The 16,554-nt window shown below is 30.9% G+C and carries 19 protein-coding genes and 2 riboswitches; of the genes, 12 read left to right on the top strand and 7 right to left on the bottom strand.

The window, feature by feature from the left end:
- The first annotated feature begins 34 nt into the window (after positions 1 to 34).
- Genes AC5SL9_RS04005 through AC5SL9_RS03990 form a run of 4 tightly spaced genes read left to right on the top strand, consistent with a single transcriptional unit; the run spans position 35 to position 1,257 of the window.
- The gene (locus tag AC5SL9_RS04005) at positions 35 to 463 is read left to right on the top strand and encodes a c-type cytochrome (protein ID WP_271615698.1); all 429 of its coding nucleotides are present in this window, start codon (positions 35 to 37) and stop codon (positions 461 to 463) included.
- Positions 464 to 468: 5 nt separating this feature from the next.
- Positions 469 to 906, top strand: coding sequence for a DUF4396 domain-containing protein (locus AC5SL9_RS04000; RefSeq protein ID WP_494573828.1), 438 nt, complete (start codon positions 469 to 471; stop codon positions 904 to 906).
- Positions 907 to 913: 7 nt separating this feature from the next.
- Positions 914 to 1,096, top strand: a complete 183-nt coding sequence (locus AC5SL9_RS03995; RefSeq protein ID WP_018414243.1) for a hypothetical protein — start codon at positions 914 to 916, stop codon at positions 1,094 to 1,096.
- Positions 1,093 to 1,257 (top strand): hypothetical protein, encoded by a 165-nt coding sequence (locus tag AC5SL9_RS03990; RefSeq protein ID WP_006996709.1) that lies wholly within the window; start codon positions 1,093 to 1,095, stop codon positions 1,255 to 1,257. Before AC5SL9_RS03995 ends, AC5SL9_RS03990 begins: the two co-directional genes overlap by 4 nt.
- Before the next feature lie 116 nt (positions 1,258 to 1,373).
- Here AC5SL9_RS03990 and AC5SL9_RS03985 read toward each other — a convergent pair whose 3' ends face one another.
- Positions 1,374 to 2,297, bottom strand: coding sequence for an NADP-dependent oxidoreductase (locus tag AC5SL9_RS03985; RefSeq protein WP_006996711.1), 924 nt, complete (start codon positions 2,295 to 2,297; stop codon positions 1,374 to 1,376).
- 133 nt (positions 2,298 to 2,430) lie between these two features.
- Here AC5SL9_RS03985 and AC5SL9_RS03980 point away from each other — a divergent pair, with 133 nt between their 5' ends.
- Both AC5SL9_RS03980 and AC5SL9_RS03975 read left to right on the top strand, forming a co-directional pair.
- Positions 2,431 to 2,778: a hypothetical protein gene (locus AC5SL9_RS03980; protein ID WP_006996712.1), complete on the top strand. Its 348-nt coding sequence runs from the start codon at positions 2,431 to 2,433 to the stop codon at positions 2,776 to 2,778.
- A gap of 12 nt (positions 2,779 to 2,790) precedes the next feature.
- Positions 2,791 to 2,862, top strand: a complete 72-nt coding sequence (locus AC5SL9_RS03975) for a DUF1737 domain-containing protein (RefSeq protein ID WP_080515810.1) — start codon at positions 2,791 to 2,793, stop codon at positions 2,860 to 2,862.
- Between the two features lie 97 nt (positions 2,863 to 2,959).
- On the opposite strand, the gene AC5SL9_RS03970 is transcribed toward AC5SL9_RS03975, so the two are convergent.
- On the bottom strand, positions 2,960 to 3,925 hold the full coding sequence (locus tag AC5SL9_RS03970; RefSeq protein ID WP_006996713.1) for a hypothetical protein: 966 nt from the start codon (positions 3,923 to 3,925) through the stop codon (positions 2,960 to 2,962).
- 441 nt (positions 3,926 to 4,366) lie between these two features.
- On the opposite strand from AC5SL9_RS03970, the gene AC5SL9_RS03965 reads away from it, so the two are divergent.
- The 5 genes from AC5SL9_RS03965 to AC5SL9_RS03945 all read left to right on the top strand — a co-directional run bounded on the left by AC5SL9_RS03965 (position 4,367) and on the right by AC5SL9_RS03945 (position 8,360).
- Positions 4,367 to 4,573 carry a DUF1737 domain-containing protein gene (locus AC5SL9_RS03965; protein ID WP_006996714.1) on the top strand — a complete coding sequence of 69 codons (207 nt, stop codon included), beginning with the start codon at positions 4,367 to 4,369 and terminating at the stop codon, positions 4,571 to 4,573.
- Positions 4,574 to 4,868: 295 nt separating this feature from the next.
- Positions 4,869 to 4,933: riboswitch (SAM riboswitch) on the top strand.
- A gap of 69 nt (positions 4,934 to 5,002) precedes the next feature.
- Positions 5,003 to 6,064 carry a homocysteine S-methyltransferase family protein gene (locus AC5SL9_RS03960; protein ID WP_494573827.1) on the top strand — a complete coding sequence of 354 codons (1,062 nt, stop codon included), beginning with the start codon at positions 5,003 to 5,005 and terminating at the stop codon, positions 6,062 to 6,064.
- A gap of 3 nt (positions 6,065 to 6,067) precedes the next feature.
- Positions 6,068 to 6,132: riboswitch (SAM riboswitch) on the top strand.
- A gap of 4 nt (positions 6,133 to 6,136) precedes the next feature.
- Entirely contained in the window at positions 6,137 to 6,688 is a 552-nt protein-coding gene (locus AC5SL9_RS03955) for an OsmC family protein (protein WP_494573826.1), read from the top strand.
- 117 nt (positions 6,689 to 6,805) lie between these two features.
- On the top strand, positions 6,806 to 8,149 hold the full coding sequence (locus AC5SL9_RS03950; RefSeq protein WP_494573825.1) for an NAD(P)/FAD-dependent oxidoreductase: 1,344 nt from the start codon (positions 6,806 to 6,808) through the stop codon (positions 8,147 to 8,149).
- A 25-nt stretch (positions 8,150 to 8,174) separates the two neighbouring features.
- Positions 8,175 to 8,360, top strand: coding sequence for a hypothetical protein (locus tag AC5SL9_RS03945; RefSeq protein ID WP_006996719.1), 186 nt, complete (start codon positions 8,175 to 8,177; stop codon positions 8,358 to 8,360).
- A 295-nt stretch (positions 8,361 to 8,655) separates the two neighbouring features.
- On the opposite strand, the gene AC5SL9_RS03940 is transcribed toward AC5SL9_RS03945, so the two are convergent.
- Together AC5SL9_RS03940 and AC5SL9_RS03935 are read right to left on the bottom strand one after the other, a co-directional pair.
- The gene (locus tag AC5SL9_RS03940; protein ID WP_494573824.1) at positions 8,656 to 9,033 is read right to left on the bottom strand and encodes a hypothetical protein; all 378 of its coding nucleotides are present in this window, start codon (positions 9,031 to 9,033) and stop codon (positions 8,656 to 8,658) included.
- Positions 9,034 to 9,036: 3 nt separating this feature from the next.
- Positions 9,037 to 9,600 carry a hypothetical protein gene (locus AC5SL9_RS03935; RefSeq protein ID WP_006996753.1) on the bottom strand — a complete coding sequence of 188 codons (564 nt, stop codon included), beginning with the start codon at positions 9,598 to 9,600 and terminating at the stop codon, positions 9,037 to 9,039.
- Between the two features lie 426 nt (positions 9,601 to 10,026).
- Here AC5SL9_RS03935 and AC5SL9_RS03930 point away from each other — a divergent pair, with 426 nt between their 5' ends.
- A complete protein-coding gene (locus tag AC5SL9_RS03930; RefSeq protein ID WP_494573823.1) occupies positions 10,027 to 11,646 on the top strand; it encodes an ATP-binding protein in 1,620 nt (539 codons plus the stop codon).
- Here the strand turns inward: AC5SL9_RS03930 and hsdR are convergent.
- From hsdR to AC5SL9_RS03915, 3 genes are read right to left on the bottom strand one after another with little or no spacing between them, the layout of a single operon-like run.
- Positions 11,643 to 13,958 carry an EcoAI/FtnUII family type I restriction enzme subunit R gene (hsdR, locus tag AC5SL9_RS03925; protein ID WP_494573822.1) on the bottom strand — a complete coding sequence of 772 codons (2,316 nt, stop codon included), beginning with the start codon at positions 13,956 to 13,958 and terminating at the stop codon, positions 11,643 to 11,645. The two genes, AC5SL9_RS03930 and hsdR, sit on opposite strands and share 4 nt — an antisense overlap.
- Positions 13,955 to 15,076 (bottom strand): restriction endonuclease subunit S, encoded by a 1,122-nt coding sequence (locus tag AC5SL9_RS03920; RefSeq protein ID WP_494573821.1) that lies wholly within the window; start codon positions 15,074 to 15,076, stop codon positions 13,955 to 13,957. The genes hsdR and AC5SL9_RS03920 overlap by 4 nt, the downstream gene beginning before the upstream one ends.
- Positions 15,069 to 16,529 carry a class I SAM-dependent DNA methyltransferase gene (locus AC5SL9_RS03915; protein ID WP_494573820.1) on the bottom strand — a complete coding sequence of 487 codons (1,461 nt, stop codon included), beginning with the start codon at positions 16,527 to 16,529 and terminating at the stop codon, positions 15,069 to 15,071. Before AC5SL9_RS03915 ends, AC5SL9_RS03920 begins: the two co-directional genes overlap by 8 nt.
- Between the last annotated feature and the right edge of the window lie 25 nt (positions 16,530 to 16,554).

The raw sequence follows: 16,554 nt of genomic DNA, 5'->3' as shown, positions 1-16,554 counted from the left end.
AATCAACCAATTTTAATATATAAGTTTAGTTGTTATGAAAAAGATACTTCTAATTTTAACACTGTTTATATCATTAAGTAGTATTTCTTATTCAGATAATCATTTTCCAATCACAAGAGATTCTGAATTAATGATTGCTAGAGGTAAAATTGTATACCAAAATAATTGTGTTAGTTGTCACCAAGTTAATTTGTCAGGTGCTAAAAATTGGAAGGGTTTAGATGAAGATGGTCATCGTAAAGCACCACCACTAAATGGTACAGGTCACACTTGGCACCATGATGATGAGACATTACATAAAATTATTAAATATGGTTTAGTTGGAATAATTAGTGACTATGAGGGTAAAATGGGCGCTTTTGGAGATAAATTAAATGACAAAGATATAGATTCAGTTTTAGCCTACATTAAAAGTTTTTGGCCTAATGATTATTACCAACATCAAATAAATTTAAGTAAATAAATTAAATGGCAACAGATACATTTCATTGGTCTTGTAAACACACCTGGAAAAGAAGTGCCAAAAATACTGCTTGGTGTTTGTTGGGTTGTTCTATTGGAGATTTTGGAACCATATTATTTTTTCAGTTAAGTAAAATTCCTTTTCCAGTTTTAGGCATTATGACTTTAGCAATCATTAATGGTTTATTAACCAGTATTATGCTTGAGACCTACATCTTAATGAAACAAAAGTTTGATTTTATCAGTGCGTTAAAGACCGCTTGTGGCATGAGTTTTATCTCAATGGTTAGTATGGAAATTTCTATGAACGCTACAGATTATTTTTTAACCGGTGGAGCGATGCTAACTTGGTGGGTGGTACCTATTATGTTAACTGCGGGATTTTTAACACCCTGGCCTTATAATTATTGGAGACTTAAAAAATTCAATCAAGCCTGTCATTAAATATTAAATGGTTACAACTTCTGAAATCATATTAGCAATTATTATCGTTGCCTTATCTGTTGTTATGCCTATCTATTATTATTACCAAAGGAAGAAAAACCCCAAACAAGATAATAAAGCTCAAGATAAACCTGAGATAAAAAATTATATTGATAGAATTAATCAAATTACCCGTAATAAACATAAATGAAGAAACGTTTATCAGGGTGCAGTGAGTGTGGAGATGATACAGCCATCTTAACACAAGTAAGCTCAGGACCAGAGGTGATCTTACTTTGCACAGATTGTTATAATCTAAAACATTCAAACGAAACACAAAACCATATTGGCTATGAAGAAGAAAAAAGCTAAAAAATTAAAGACTAAAAAACCTGTACCTAATTTCTATGGTCTTGGTAAATTTAACTATTTGATCTTTAAGTTTCTTTGCTCAAGATTTAAGCTTTAATAGCTTGATTATCTAAACCCTATTTAATTGTAAGAACAATCTTACCTTTAGTTCGACCCTCTGCTAGTTTTCCAAAAGCTTCTGAGGCCTGTTCCATTGGATACGTGCTGTCAATGACAGTTTTAATGGTGCCCTGACTAATTAATGTTACAAGTTCTGTTAGCATTGCTCCATCAGGTGACATGAAAAACCATTCAAAGTTTACACCATATTTTTTAGCAAGGTCTTCAGTATCTTGGCCCTTAATGGAAATCAGAGTACCTCCCTTTTTTAAAACCTTGAAAGACTTAGCAAGTACATCACCCCCAATCATATCAAAGACTAAATCATAATCAGACAATTTATCTTCAAATGATTGAGTGGTATAATCAATTATTAGATCAGCTCCCAAACTTTTAACAAGTTCAATATTTTTAGAGCTTGTAGTTGTTGCAACTGTTGCCCCAAAATGTTTTGCAATTTGGATGGCAAGTGTTCCAACACCACCTGAACCAGCGTGGATCAACACTTTATCACCTTGCTTAATATTACCTTTCGTAACTAATGCCTGCCATGCTGTTAAACCCGCTAGTGGGACAGATGCCGCTTCTATATGGCTTAGATTTTCTGGTTTAATGGCAAGTTCATTTTCTTGGATACGAGCAAACTCAGCAATTGAGCCAGCGTCTTCTTGATTGGGACGAGCAAATACTTCATCACCAACTTTGACATTAAGTACATCTTTACCAACCTCGACTACTTTGCCTGAAACATCATAGCCCATAATATGAGGAAAGCTAAGCTCTAGCATTTCTTTTAGATAACCTGCATGTAAAATATTATCGATCGGATTAATGCTAGCGGCATGTACTTCTACTAGGACAGATTTATTTTGAAGTTTTGGCTTTGCAATATCAATAATTTCAATATTGGCAGTATAATCTTTATAAACGACAGCTTTCATTGTGAATTCCTTTTTAATTAAATAATTTTTAAAATATATCAAAACATAAAGAAAGCTATGTAGTATATATTTTATTAAATAACAATCATTCCATCACCTAGACACTTTATTTAAGATTTAGTAGTATACTTTTATGTATTGGTTAATCTTAATATCTTTTCTAATCCTACTTGCTATTAGCTTTGTTGTTTCAAACCCTGGAAATAAACTTATAAAAAATAAAAAGAATAAAACTCATTTATTAGATGTTTTATCCTCTTATATGGGTGGGTTTTTACTGGTAATAATCGTTTATCTTTTTGTTTCAGCCTCTAATGGTAAAGAAGCATTTGATATTGGGATTGATTTTTTTAATGCTAATAGATGGAATTTTGCAAGTGGTATGGGTAATCACAGATCAATTTTAGATGAATTTGTCTTTGGTTTTGTCTTCACTTACATAATAATCTTCATAAGAAGACAATATAAAAAACAAAATTAAAAAGGAGTATAGATGAAAGGTTATAGATTTATTATAAACGATGATACTTCAGAATTTTGTCATCGTGTTACAGAGGCAACTTAAATAATTAATACTTGAAACTATTTTGCTTAAATTGTTAAGCCCTAAGCAATAAATTAAATGCTTAGAGCTAATAATTACAATGTTATGTCTTACTTCCTTAAAACCAATTGTTAGGAATAATGATGTAGTGAATTGCAAGTACAATTGCAACTGACACCGTCAATCCTATAGTCATTTTAAGAAAGTCTTTACCAATTAGTGGAAACACATATTTGAATTTATAATCACTATTCATTGATGCGATTGCTAATTCTCTTCCACACAATAGTCCAACAAACACCCAAGTTGTTGACATTGGTAAGTCATTAAGTTCTTTAAAATAATAAAGAACCGCAGCATAAATAATATTGATTATGGTTGCTGATCTTGCGTACCTTGTGCCAGTTTTCTCTAAGACAACCTTTTGAATAGTTCCACCATGAATGTAGAAGATATAAAAAAGTAGTGCTGTAAAGTAAGCTAGTACAATTAATAATAAGTTAACATCAATTTGTCTTGGAAGATAAACTGCAATGTTAGCTACATCATGAGATAACCAAACCCACCATAACCAAGCAGAAGTTACCCAAACAGAGTTACGCCAAAAGCCAATCCATTTGTCTTCAACTTCATCTAGTTTTTCATTAATAAATTTTGAAATAACGACCCAGCAAATATAAGCAGCCGTTGCAGCTAAACCATAGCCGACAACACTTTTCATAAGCATCTTCTCAAGTACTACCGTTGATGCAAAAGCTGATAAAACTAAGAAGGTTGTTGAAACAGGTATACCTACTCTTGTTAATACTAGAAGTATTCCTGGTGCCACTGCGTGATACCATTGTATTTCTTGGAAAGGTATTCTTGTTAGTCTGCCGTAAGAGATATCTCCATCATTACTGTACCAGCCCCAAGTAATAGCAAGTATCATTACAAATGATGCTGCACTAGCAAGAGTGTACCATTTAAACCATTTTTGTTTTGACGCGATAAAAGTTCCCAATGTTTGAATTGAGTCATTTGCAATAACACTGTACCCCGCTAAAGCAAAGCCTACTATCGTATATATTAAGGTCATTTCCATTTTTCTATTTTCCTATTTTATGTTTTTTTTATTGTTTTTCATTTCGAACGATTCTTAGTCTTAAGGTCGATTTAATAGGTTGGTAAAAATATATCTATAGATAAGTTTATTAGTTTACTTTGAGGAGAGTTGATTCATCAATCATTATATTATTCGAAGTTAAAATCTAGCTAGAGAATTTAATAATAAGTTTTAAGAGGAGTTGATTCATCATCATTTATATTAATTAATGATTTTGTCTAGTTGAATAATGACTTAAATTTCATTTAATACAGGATTATAATTAACATAAGTATAACACTTAATGAGTTATATGAATTTATTGATAAAAGTATTTAAAAGATTCTCTATTACAAAAATTCTTAACCAATCTTATTATTTCATTAAGTAATAATTGTCCTAGATATAGACACCCGATTTAGGACTTGTTAAGGTCTGATTATGAAAGGTTATAGATTTATTACAAGTGACGACACTTCAGAATTTTGCCATCGTGTCACGGAGGCCATATCCAATGGATGGAAATTGTATGGTGAACCCAAAATGACTTTTGATAAAAAAAGAGGGGTCATGCGTTGTGCTCAAGCAGTTATAAAAAATTCACCTCAGAAAAAGTATTCCAAAAAGATGAAGCTATCATCGATATAAATGGCAGATCAGATATTACCCTTTGTTTATATGCTAGGGATACTCTTATTAGTACTCCCAGCTTTTCTACAATCTAATTCTAAATTAAAGCAATTCTTAACTAATCTTAGTATTTGGATTGTCATTATTCTCATAATTTTAACTATTATTTATTTTTTCAATTGACAGTTTGAGAGAAAGTTGATTATATTTAGTTGCGCTGATTTAAGTTAAATTGCAGAGCGCGTTATAAATCCTGCTAAAGCGACGCTTAAACCACCGCTTTAGACAGGTGGTTTTTTTTTATCTTTCATAAAATTAAGCCGGGCAGTTGAACCATATTGTGCGCCCTGCATTTGCTTAAGCACTAAAAAGGAGAAAAGAGGCCTATGGATTTAACCCTCTTGTTATTTTGTGACCTTTTTTCTCCACAAAACTCGGAGAAAAAAAATGAGCACAAATAAATTAAAAGAAAGATTAGATAAAGGACCTGTTATATGTGCAGAAGGTTTTTTATTTGAGATAGAAAGACGTGGCTACATGTCATCAGGGGAATTTGTTCCAATGGTGTCATTAGATCATCCTGAAGTTTTAGAGAACTTACATAGAGAATTTCAGCATGCGGGTTCGGATATTGTTGAGGCTTTCACTTATAATGGGCATAGAGAAAAAATGCGTGTTATTGGTAAAGAAGAACTTCTTGAACCTCTAAACCGTTCAGCTTTAAAAATTGCAAAAAAAGTAGCACTAGATACACCTAAAGGGTCTAAACCAAATTTGATGGCAGGTAATATTTCAAATTCAAATATCTGGAAACATAATGATCCACAATCTCAAAAAGTAGTTGAAGGAATGTTTACAGAGATGATTGGTTGGGCCGTAGAAGAAGGTGCTGACATGTTAATTGGTGAAACTTTTTATTATGCTGAAGAGGCCTTCAAAGCACTTGAGGTAATGAAGAAAGCTAATCTTCCAACAGTATTAACAATTTCGCCAATGGGTGAGAATAAAATGAGAGATGGAAAGTCAGTTGTTGATACATGTAAAGAGCTAGAGCAATTAGGGGCTGATGTTGTTGGTTTAAATTGTTTTAGAGGACCTGCTACCATGTTTCCTTTTTTAAAAGAAATTAGAAAAGCAGTCAAATGCCATGTGGGTGCTTTACCAATTCCTTATAGAACTAGTGAAGATTACCCAACATTTTTTAATCTGCCAGACAGAAGTAATTGTCAGTGTCCATCACCTCATGGAAGAACATTTCCAACAGCATTGGACCCACACTTTTGTAATAGATATGAAATAGGTAAATTTGCAAAAGATGCTTATGCCTTAGGTATTAATTACCTTGGAGTATGTTGTGGAGCAAACCCAATGTTGATTAGGGAAGTTGCTGAATCTATTGGTTTAACTGTTCCAGCAAGTAAATATCGAGAGAACATGGAAAATCATTTTATGTATGGAAAAAATAAAAGAATTCCAAAACATATGACTGAATATGGAGACAAAGCGTAAATAAATTAAGAAGGGCATTTAACTAAATTGTGCGCCTGACATATGTCGAAGCACTAAAACAGGAGAAAAAAAATGAGTAACAATCTAAAAGAAACAATAAGTAATCTACAGAAGGATTTTACAGCCAACCCAAAAAATGCTGTGGTCCAATATGAAAGCAACTCAATTCTTAAAGAAGGACTTCAATCTGTAGTCACTCTTAGAGAGCATAAATTAGTTGTTGATGAACCCAAAAGTTTTGGTGGAAAAGATGAGGGACCCAGCCCAGTAGAGTTAATATTAGCAGCGTTAGCAACGTGTCAGGAGATAACCTATAAAGCATTTGCTACAGCAGCGGGTATTAATATTGAGAGTGTTAGTGTTAAATTAAAAGGTGAATTAGATCTTCAGGGTTTTTTAGCTTTAAATAAAAACACTAGACCTGGCTTTCAATCCATCTCTGGTACTGTTGATATTAAATCTTCATCACCAAAAGCTGAAATAGATAAATTGATTGATACGGTAAATACACATTGCCCGGTATTAGATATTTTATCAAAAGGAGTTCCTATAAAATTGTTCCAAAAGGTTTCTTCAAGTTCTAATGATGAAGAGCATATAGAGCAAAGAGTAAGTGCTGCTTAACTAATCTAATTTAAGCCCTATGAAAATAGGGCTTAAGTCTTTTAAGTTCATTTCAAATCCTAAAAAATTAGAAGTTTGACTAGAATTAAGTATTAATTGCGTGCTAGGGTCTTGTTAATGAAAAATATTTATCATTCAGATATTTATCAATTTAACACCCCAGTTAGTAGTTATTGGGAAGATCATTCAAGCGAAAATTTAAATCTAGATAAACTTAATAAAGATATCAGCTCAGAAATTGTTGTAATAGGTGGAGGGTACACTGGTTTATCCTGTGCAATTAATTTAATAGAAAATCATAATTTAGATGTCATTTTAGTTGAAGCTGGAAAAATAGGTTGGGGGGCTTCATCTCGTAATGCAGGTTTTTGTTGTCTGCCGCCAAGTAAGATGTCTTTTAAAAAGATGCAATCTATTTACGGCAATGATGAAACTAAAAAGTTCTTTAAAAACTCTGTTGACGGCTCAAATTATACAAAAGACATTATAAAAGAATATAATATTGATTGTGATGTAACGGGGGATAGTAATTACGTTGTTGCCCATCATCCAAATAAGTTTAAATATATTAAAGAACAAGCCAAAGCTTATAGAGAAGAGTTTGGTATTGAAACTGAAATTTATTCAAAAGAAGACTTTGATAAAATTGGCCATGGAGGCACAGAGCAATTTGGAGCTTTTTCATATAAACCTGGTTTTGCAATCAATCCTCTTAAATTTGTTAATGGCATTGCAAAATACGCTTTATCTAAACAATTAAAAATCTTCGAGCACACTAAAGTGGATAAAATTGATAAAGAGAATGGTAATTATATTTTAAGGACGAAAGAAGGATCTATTCGTTCAAAAAAAATAGTCGTTGCAACAAATGGGTTCTACCAAGAAGGTTTAATCCCAGAGATGAATTCAAGAATTTTACCAGTAATTTCAAATATTATTGTCACCAGAGCCTTAACCAAGCAAGAAATTGACCAACATAATTTTACAACATTTTCTCCAATAGCTAATACTAAAAATCTTTTATATTATTATCGAAAGTTACCTGACAACCGAATTTTATTTGGTACCAGAGGGGATTTAAGTGGCAGTGATCAATCTAATTTAAATATGTCTAAGAAAATGGAAAAGTTTTTAAAAGATATTTTTCCTAAATGGAAAGATATTAATATTGATTACAATTGGCGGGGATTAATTGCTTTATCTCAAAAATTAACTCCCTCCATTGGTAAAATTGACAATGAAGAGATTTATTATGGATTTGGCTATAATGGGGTTGGAGTGAGTGCTGCTCCTTGGACTGGAAAACAATTGTCTAAGTTAGTATTATCAAACAGTAAAGAGTTAGATATTTCAAAAATTTATAAAGGATTGCCTAAGAAATTTATCTTCCCCCAGTTAAGAACATTTTATTTTAGATTAGCGGTATGGTTTTATGCAATTAAAGACAGATTTAATATTTAAGAAAATATATGATAAAAATTAATTTATGAATGTATTTATAATTTTATCAGTATTGGTAATTGTTGTTGGGGTTATTTTACTAGTTGCATCACCTGCTGCGTTATTTACTTTAAATTGGAAAGAAAAGTCAGGAAAAGACAAATTTCTGATGTTCTTATTTTATGGTATTTTGGTTTATATAATAAATATCATTTTTTGGATTATTAAATAAAGTAAATTATGTCTGTACTTGAAATACTATTAGCCATTGAACTTACTTATTTAGCTTACACAATAATTATGGATTTATGATCAAATATATTCTGCCAGCTATAATTATCTTCTTAATCGTATTATTCTGGGAAAAGATTACCGAAATAGTCTTTAAAAAATTTAATATTAGGTTGAATTATATTGTTGTCAGTGCTGTGTTAATAGCTATCGCTATAATAGTTTTATTAATCAATATTTAAATTCTACGATCTTTTAGTTGATTAACTCTCATTCCTTCACTTAGATACCTGATTTTATTCAATATTTGTAGTTTCAAAATCACACTGATAATGTTCTAAGAACCTATTATTTTTAAAATCATATTTTGACATGGTCATGCTAGGTTCTGTATCTCCATCAAATACAATCATTTGAAACCCTAATTCATAATCAGCAAATCTTGCAGTTACCTGGTTTTCACCAATATCTAATTTATTAGCTTCAATCATAATAAATTCTCCTTTTTCTTTATCAAAATATTCAAGTCCTACTGCTTGCATTGTAAATTTCAAAGGATTAATCTTTCTTCCAATAACCAAATCTTTCATATTAAGACATGAGATTTTCAAGCCTTTATCAGCGTAAGATGTTGTGGGTAACAATACCAAGATCAATAAAAGAACTCTTAACATTATCTAACTACCTACCTGGTCAATAGTTTTACAAAGTTTACGAGCTTCCAATACAGAGGGTACAAGTTTATCTAGTTTCCAATTATTATTAGGAATATCGAAGTATTTTGCTGCTTTAAAACCAACACCATCAACTATTTCAATTTCAAACCTTTTTTCTTCCTTATAAAAATCATTTAATTTGTAGATGTATTTTTGAAGATCAAAAGTACCTATAGAAAACAAAACACGATAACCCATTAAAAAAGGTGTTACCGCCTCAACTTCAGCAGTTTCTTCTTGGTTATTAATTCGTATTGGGATGTGTTTTCCTATTAATTGTTTGATATCACCTGGTTTTTCATAAGTGTAAAATGTAAAATTGTTCCATACTCTGTCACAATCATCGTTAACGTGTATAAAAAAATTAAGCGAGTCTCCATGTGTAACTTCACCTGAAACTCTTGCATAAACTAACTTTTCATACCTATTAATATTCCATTCTTCATCATCTGCTTGAGCTTGGTAAGCAATGACTAATAGAAATAAAAATAAATGAGCTGAGACAAAAATTAAGAACCTCTTCATGATTTAAGCTCCACATTTATTCCGTTTTTCTTGAGTATTTTGATTATTTTCTCCCAAATGATGCTGTTATGGGTACTTGGACTGAGTTCAAACTTAAAGGTTTGTTTGTAAACTGGGCTGCAGTTATCATAAGCAATGTAAGCGCTTACATGACAGTATTTATTAATACCGTTTATTTCCATATATCAAAACTCCTATTGTTGGTTGTATTTTTAAGGGAAAGTAATTTGTAGTTAGTAATGGTTTCACTCCTTCTCTTATCGAAGGGTCTACGTAAAGAGGAGAACAATGAAAAGAAACGTAAACGGGCGAAAAGGAATGAAATCCAATGCATGATTCTACTTAAATCATTAACTTTTGTTTTTAATCAGCCAAAAAAATGTTTTCAAAAAGGCAACAGTCTCTTATGATATGTAAACATAAATTATGAAAAAGGCTATATCGATTAGGATAAATGAAATTTTAAAACAATCTTTGAGTAAGAATAAGAAAATTCTAAATTTTAATTATATATTCTTTGAAAGTTTTTTCCCTGAAAAAGAATTGGCTGACGAAGGTTATGATATTACAAATAAAACTGGCAATTTTAACGAAGTTCAAGAGGACATAAGTAATTTAGATAAAGATAAGTATGATTTAATATTTCTTCAGCTACCAGTAGGAATAAGAAAGCCAGACCCATTAATGGCACTTGAAAAATTAATAGACAAAAATTTGGTTAATGGTGGTTTTGTATTAAATATCTCCACAATGAATTACTTTTCAGTGAGATTAGAAAATTACTTTCCTAAATTCACTAGGTTTAGAGAGAATATTTTAGGTGATATTTATAAGAAAGAAACTTCAATTAGCTTTTCCATGTATGAGTATATTAAAGGACCTATTGGAGATTTGTGGATGTCAGGTATTCATTCTGCGGACTTTAGAACAATAAATGAAGGAGATAAAAATCTTGATAATCTCAATATTATAAAAACGCCTAAAGCATATTTTCATAGTGCTAAAATGTCGTTTGCTCAAAATAATCAAATTGAAGATTTTAAAAAGAAAAATTTTACACCTAAATATTTAAAAGATGTGGCACTTAAAATTAAATCTGTAGATTTGTTAAAAAGTAATAAAAAAAGAGACGATGTTTTAAATGAGCTAAAAAACTTTGCTGGTGAAAATATTGTATTTACCCCAATGATTCCTTCGAAATCAAGTAAAACTGAAATAAACATTGAAGCTTTAAAAGCAAGTAGATATTGGCTCCTTTTATTTGATGCTGAATTTTTTATAAATGAATACGTCCAGAACTTTCTGAATTCAAATGAGGGTAGAGAACAATTGTTGTCTTTGTCTGCGAGCACTATAATTCCACATTTGAATTCACAATCACTTGGCAGAGTTTGTGTACCAATGAAAAAAACTTCTGAGCAAATAACAGTAGTTAAAAATAGAAAGAAAATAGCTGATGCTAAAGAAAAATTAAATAAATATATTGATAAATTAACTAACACTGTTGAAGATGATGATTTTGAGTTTCAACCAGAAAAACTTTTTGAGGAATTTCCTGACTATTCAATTAGAAATTTAATTAATATGGATGAGTCTATTTCTTTAGAAAGAAAATCAACCTTGAGATGGAGTATTAAAGAAAAAAAAATTAATAATTCTTTAGCTGACAGTGTATTAAAAACTATTGTGGCCTTTTTAAATACAGAAGGGGGTACATTAATTGTTGGTCAGGACGATGATAAAAATATTCTAGGTATAGAAATGGATAGATTTAGAAACCAAGATGATTGCTCAAAATTTTTAAAAGATAAAATCAAATCTAATATTGGTATAAAATATTTAGAAACTTATATAAAATACAGCTTTCATAGCGTTGAAAATAAAACACTGTTGATAGTTAATTGTACAAAACTCCCTATAAAAGAAACAGCTTTTTTAAATGAGACAGATTTTTATAAAAGAACAGGACCATCTAATGAAAAGCTATCAACCAAAGAAACTCTTGAGTACATTGAGATAAGAAAAGATATTGAGAATAAATCCTAATACAAATACTTTTGAAAATTAATAAAAGTATTTTTTATATTATCTGCATCACCTAATGCCTCTAGACCATCGTGAATAGTATTGTACTTAAGTTCAATTAGAGAACTTAACCTATCTAAATCTAATTCGTCAACACCACCCTCTACATATCTGCTTAGCACAAAGTCTATAAATTCTTTTTGTTTATCATTTAGGTTTTTATAAATTTCATCTTCTGCATTAGCCACTCTAGTTGCTCTTTGAATAGGTTTCTTGCTGTAGGCAACATGTACTAAAACATCAAAAATATCACTATCTTCAGCTTCTATTAGTGTTTGGATAGATTTTAAATCTTGTTTAGCAAAACCTTCATCTTCAAGCTTTTTAAATAATTTATTTCTAGTTATAGGAGATGACCATAGCTCTCTAAGCTGCTCCTCGTTTTTTAGGACTTCTGGTAAAGTTATTGTATTAAACAATTTTTTAATAAATTCTTGTACAGAAATTGGTTTGCCTTGAAAATAAAACAAAGTAGTAGACATAGATGTAATTGACAATTCATTTCCTTTAGCAAGCTTAATTATAATTTTTTCTTTTGGTGGCGGCGGCGGTTTAGGTGGTCCTGGTGGTGGTGGCGGTTTAGGTCCTGGTGGTAATCCAGGCCCGTCCCAATCAGGGTCAGAAAATTTTTTGTAAGCACCTACAAAATCAACAATAGTAAAATAAAACTTATCTTCAAATAATCTTGTACCTCTTCCTATGATTTGTTTAAATTCAATCATATTATTAACTGGTCTCATTAAAACAATATTTCTAATATTTAAAGCATCAACTCCAGTGCTAAGTTTTTGACTAGTAGTTAATATTGTAGGTAGAGTTTTTTCGTTATCCTGAAATTGTCTAAGATATGTATCACCTATTTGTGCATCTTCAGCAGTCACCCTTACACAATAATCTGCTGGAGGGTTAACTGACTCTTGATTAATTAAATCCCTTATCATTCCAGCATGAGAAATACTTGCACAAAAAACTAATGTTTTTTCTTTAGGATTAATACTGTTAAGCATTAACTGTACTCTTTTGCGTTCTCTTTCTTTAATTATAATCTTTCTATTCATGTCTTTTTCCCCAAAGACCTCTCCTTCAGTTATTAAATTTTCTCCTGAAAGAACCTCATCTTCACTTGTGTAAACATAATCTCCCATAGTAATTATCTTGACTCTAAAAGGCGTCAGAAAACCATCTGTAATTCCATTATTTAATGAATAGGTGTAAATTGGTTCTTTAAAATAATTATAGGTATCAGCATTTATTTTTCTTTTAGGTGTAGCTGTTAAACCAATTTGAGTTGCTGTTTTGAAATAATTTAAAATATCCCTCCAATTGCTTTCATCGTTAGCACCACCTCTGTGACATTCATCTATTATAACTAAATCAAAGAAGTCAGCAGGGTACTGACCAAAGTAAGGTTTGTTTTCTGGCCCAGACATAAAGCTTTGAAATATAGTAAAGAATACAGAACCATTTGTTGGAACATGACCTTTGTCTTTAACATCTTTAGGAGTAATTCTAACTAAAGCATTCTCATCAAAAGCACTAAAAGAATTAAAAGCTTGATTGGCTAATATGTTTCTATCAGCTAAAAATAATATTCTGGGAACTCTTTTGCCATCTCTTTGCATATTCCACCTTGCATGAAACAACTTCCAAGCAATGTGAAATGCAATTACTGTCTTACCCGTTCCTGTTGCAAGAGTTAAAAGTATTCTGTCTTGCTTATTTGCAATTGCTTCAAGTGTATTATTGATAGCTATTTCTTGATAGTATCTTGGCTCTCTAAAACCTTTGAATGTTTTAAAATCAACATCATCAAATTTACTAGACCATTCATTTTTATCTTTAAAAGTTTTAGCCCATAGTTCTTCAGGGGATGGAAATTTATCAACTTCGGCTTCTGAAGTAACAATCATCTCACCATCTTTATTAATCTTTATTTCACCTTTTTCATTTTTAGAATAATTAATCTCATAAATTTTGTTACCATTAGTAGAGTAGGTAGTAGGTATTCTTAACTTTTGAGCATAATCTTTTGCCTGACCAACTCCTTCACTAACATCAAGTTCATCTGATTTTGCCTCTATTACTGCAATTTTTCTATTTTTATAAACAAGAACGTAGTCAGCCTTATCAAAACTAGCTCTAATACCACCAGGTTTAATCTCACCATTAGTTATCTTAAACTCTCTTCTAACAACACTTCCTTCAATAGTGCCCCAACCAGCTTCTTTTATTTTAGGGTCTATTAATTCTGCTCTTGTATCTGCTTCGTTCATGCTGCTTTTTTTCTTATTAACTCTTTTGAAAGTATTGCTTGTTTAAGAGAGTGTAAATGGATTAATTTTCTTGAATAGTAATCTTGTAATTTTAAAGAATACTCATTTATCAAATCAAATTTTTCAACTAGTTTTTGCTGATTAGTCTTACTTATAATGGGTATTCTTAATTGACTTAATTTCGATGAATTGAAACCTCCTTGAGCTGAACCAGAAATTCCATCATTGACTTGTTTCCAGTATTTAGCACTTTGAAAATAATATATTACAAATGTTGGTAACAAAATTTCTCTATCAACAGAGATACGAATTAAATATGATGCAAATACTGAATTAACTGGGTTTTGAATAAGAAAACTTTTTCCAGTAGTTGCTCCAGTACGTGCAAATACAATATCTCCATGCTTAAGTATTACCCTTGAAAGTTTATTGGGTTCTACATTGCAGTAAGGTACTGTATTCCAGTTTACAGAGCTATTTTGTATATCTGTAATTCTTAAGAGTTTATAACTACCTTTATCAAAGCTTGCTTTTGCTGTGTAACCATAATTTATTTTACTGTAATCACCAATCTGTCTGAGTTTATCAGAATATTTAGAAAATTCTTTATCAATTGTATAAGAATAATAACTTTTAAAATTAGAAATATTTTTTTTTATTAATTCTATTGCCTTATCAATCTCAGCAAAAGCTGTATCCAGTTTAGCTACAATGCGTTGTTGTTCTTTTAAAGAAATTATTGGGAAATTTAAATTAGCAATATCTTTAGCATAAACATGAGGCTGTGCCGCACCAGACCTCATCTCTTTATAAATTAATTCTTGCATCGATTGCATGTAATAATAAACAAATTTAATATTTTGTTTAGTATCTTTAAGCTCTACAGTAGAGCAATCAGATGCAAATATAGGTATTTGCCAGTAATTCACTAAACCTGCACTAGCCCCAGAACCACTAATAGTAATTGTTCCAGATTTTCTATTATGTTGGTTATGAAAATAAGTAGCCTTTCTACCTCCAGCAATAACAGGAACATTTCCTTTTTTAGTTTGTTTTCTGGTTATTGTTGTTCCCCTTTTTACCAAACAGGCATCTCCTAGTTTTACAAAACTAATCATTTATTAATTCCTTAATCTTTTTAATTGCTTCTAAAGATTTAATATCTATTTCTTCTATTTCAGAAATAATTTGTTCTGGAGTTCTTTCATCTAACTCTTCCGTTATATTGGGATTTGAAACACCTATATCTAAAGTTTCTTTGTTGATTTTATCAATATCTATAGACCAACTATTATTACTAAGCTTTTGTGCCTTAGCTATTTTTATGAAATCTTCTAAATCATTTTCATTTAACGAATTAGTTTTACCCATGCTCCTTCCAACATTAAGTTGATAGTACCAAAGCTTTTCAGTGGGTTTCCCTTTTTCAAAAAATAAGACAACTGTCTTAACTCCAGTTCCAAGGAAAGCTCCCCCAGGTAAATCAAGAATTGCAAACAAATTACATTCTTCTATCAGTTGTTTTCTAAGGGCTATGCTAGCATTATCTGTATTACTCAAGAAAGTATTTTTGATAACTACACCACATCTTCCTCCAACTTTAAGTTTCTTTATGAAATGTTGAAGAAATAGATAAGCAGTCTCTCCTGTTTTAATTGGAAAGTTTTCTTGGATGTTTGCTTTTTCTTTTCCACCAAAAGGAGGGTTAGCAAGAATAACATCAACTCTATCTTTGTTTTGTATCTCTTGAATATTAGTCTCTAATGTATTTTGATGAATGATATTTGGGCTTTCAATCCCATGCAGTATCATATTCATAATACCTATGATGTAAGCTAAGGTTTTCTTTTCAGCTCCATAGAATGTTTTGTTTTGAAGGTTCTTAAGTTCGGTTACTGTTAAAGACTTTGACTGACTCATGTGCTCAAACGCTTCAACTAAAAACCCAGCACTACCAACTGCACCATCGTAAACAGTTTCTCCAACCTTAGGGTCTATGACTTTAATGATAGATTTAATAAGAGGTCTTGGTGTGTAGTATTCACCACCGTTACGACCAGCATTACCCATGTTTTTAATCTTCTCTTCATACAAAGCACTTAGTTCATGCTTTTGTTCATTGCTTTGAAACTTAAGATTATCTACTTCGTTAATAACATCTCTTAATGTGTATCCATCTTGTAGTTTATTCTTAAGCTCAGAGAATATTTCACCAATTTTATATTCAAGAGTGTCAAAACTTTCAGCACTATTTCTAAAAGAAGAAAGATAAGGAAATAGTTTATCATCAACAAACTTTTTTAAGTCTGGCCCTGTAAGAGTTTTATTGAAATCTACTTTACCATCTTTGTCTTTAACAATAGCCCAAGTAGACCACTGAAATTCTTTATCTAAGGTAGGTTTAAATTTTTTATTTTCTAGTTTAGTTTTAATTAATTTATCTTTTTCGTAATCATCTAACCATTTAAGAAATAGTATCCATGATGATTGTTCGGCATAATCAAGCTCAGTACTACAGCCCGAGTCTTTCCAAAGAATATCGTCTATATTTTTGAAAGTTTGTTCAAACATTGCCAGTATTATATATAATTTATTT

The organism is Candidatus Pelagibacter sp. PS_37, from assembly GCF_059417825.1.
This window is presented reverse-complemented; position numbering and strand designations above follow the sequence as displayed.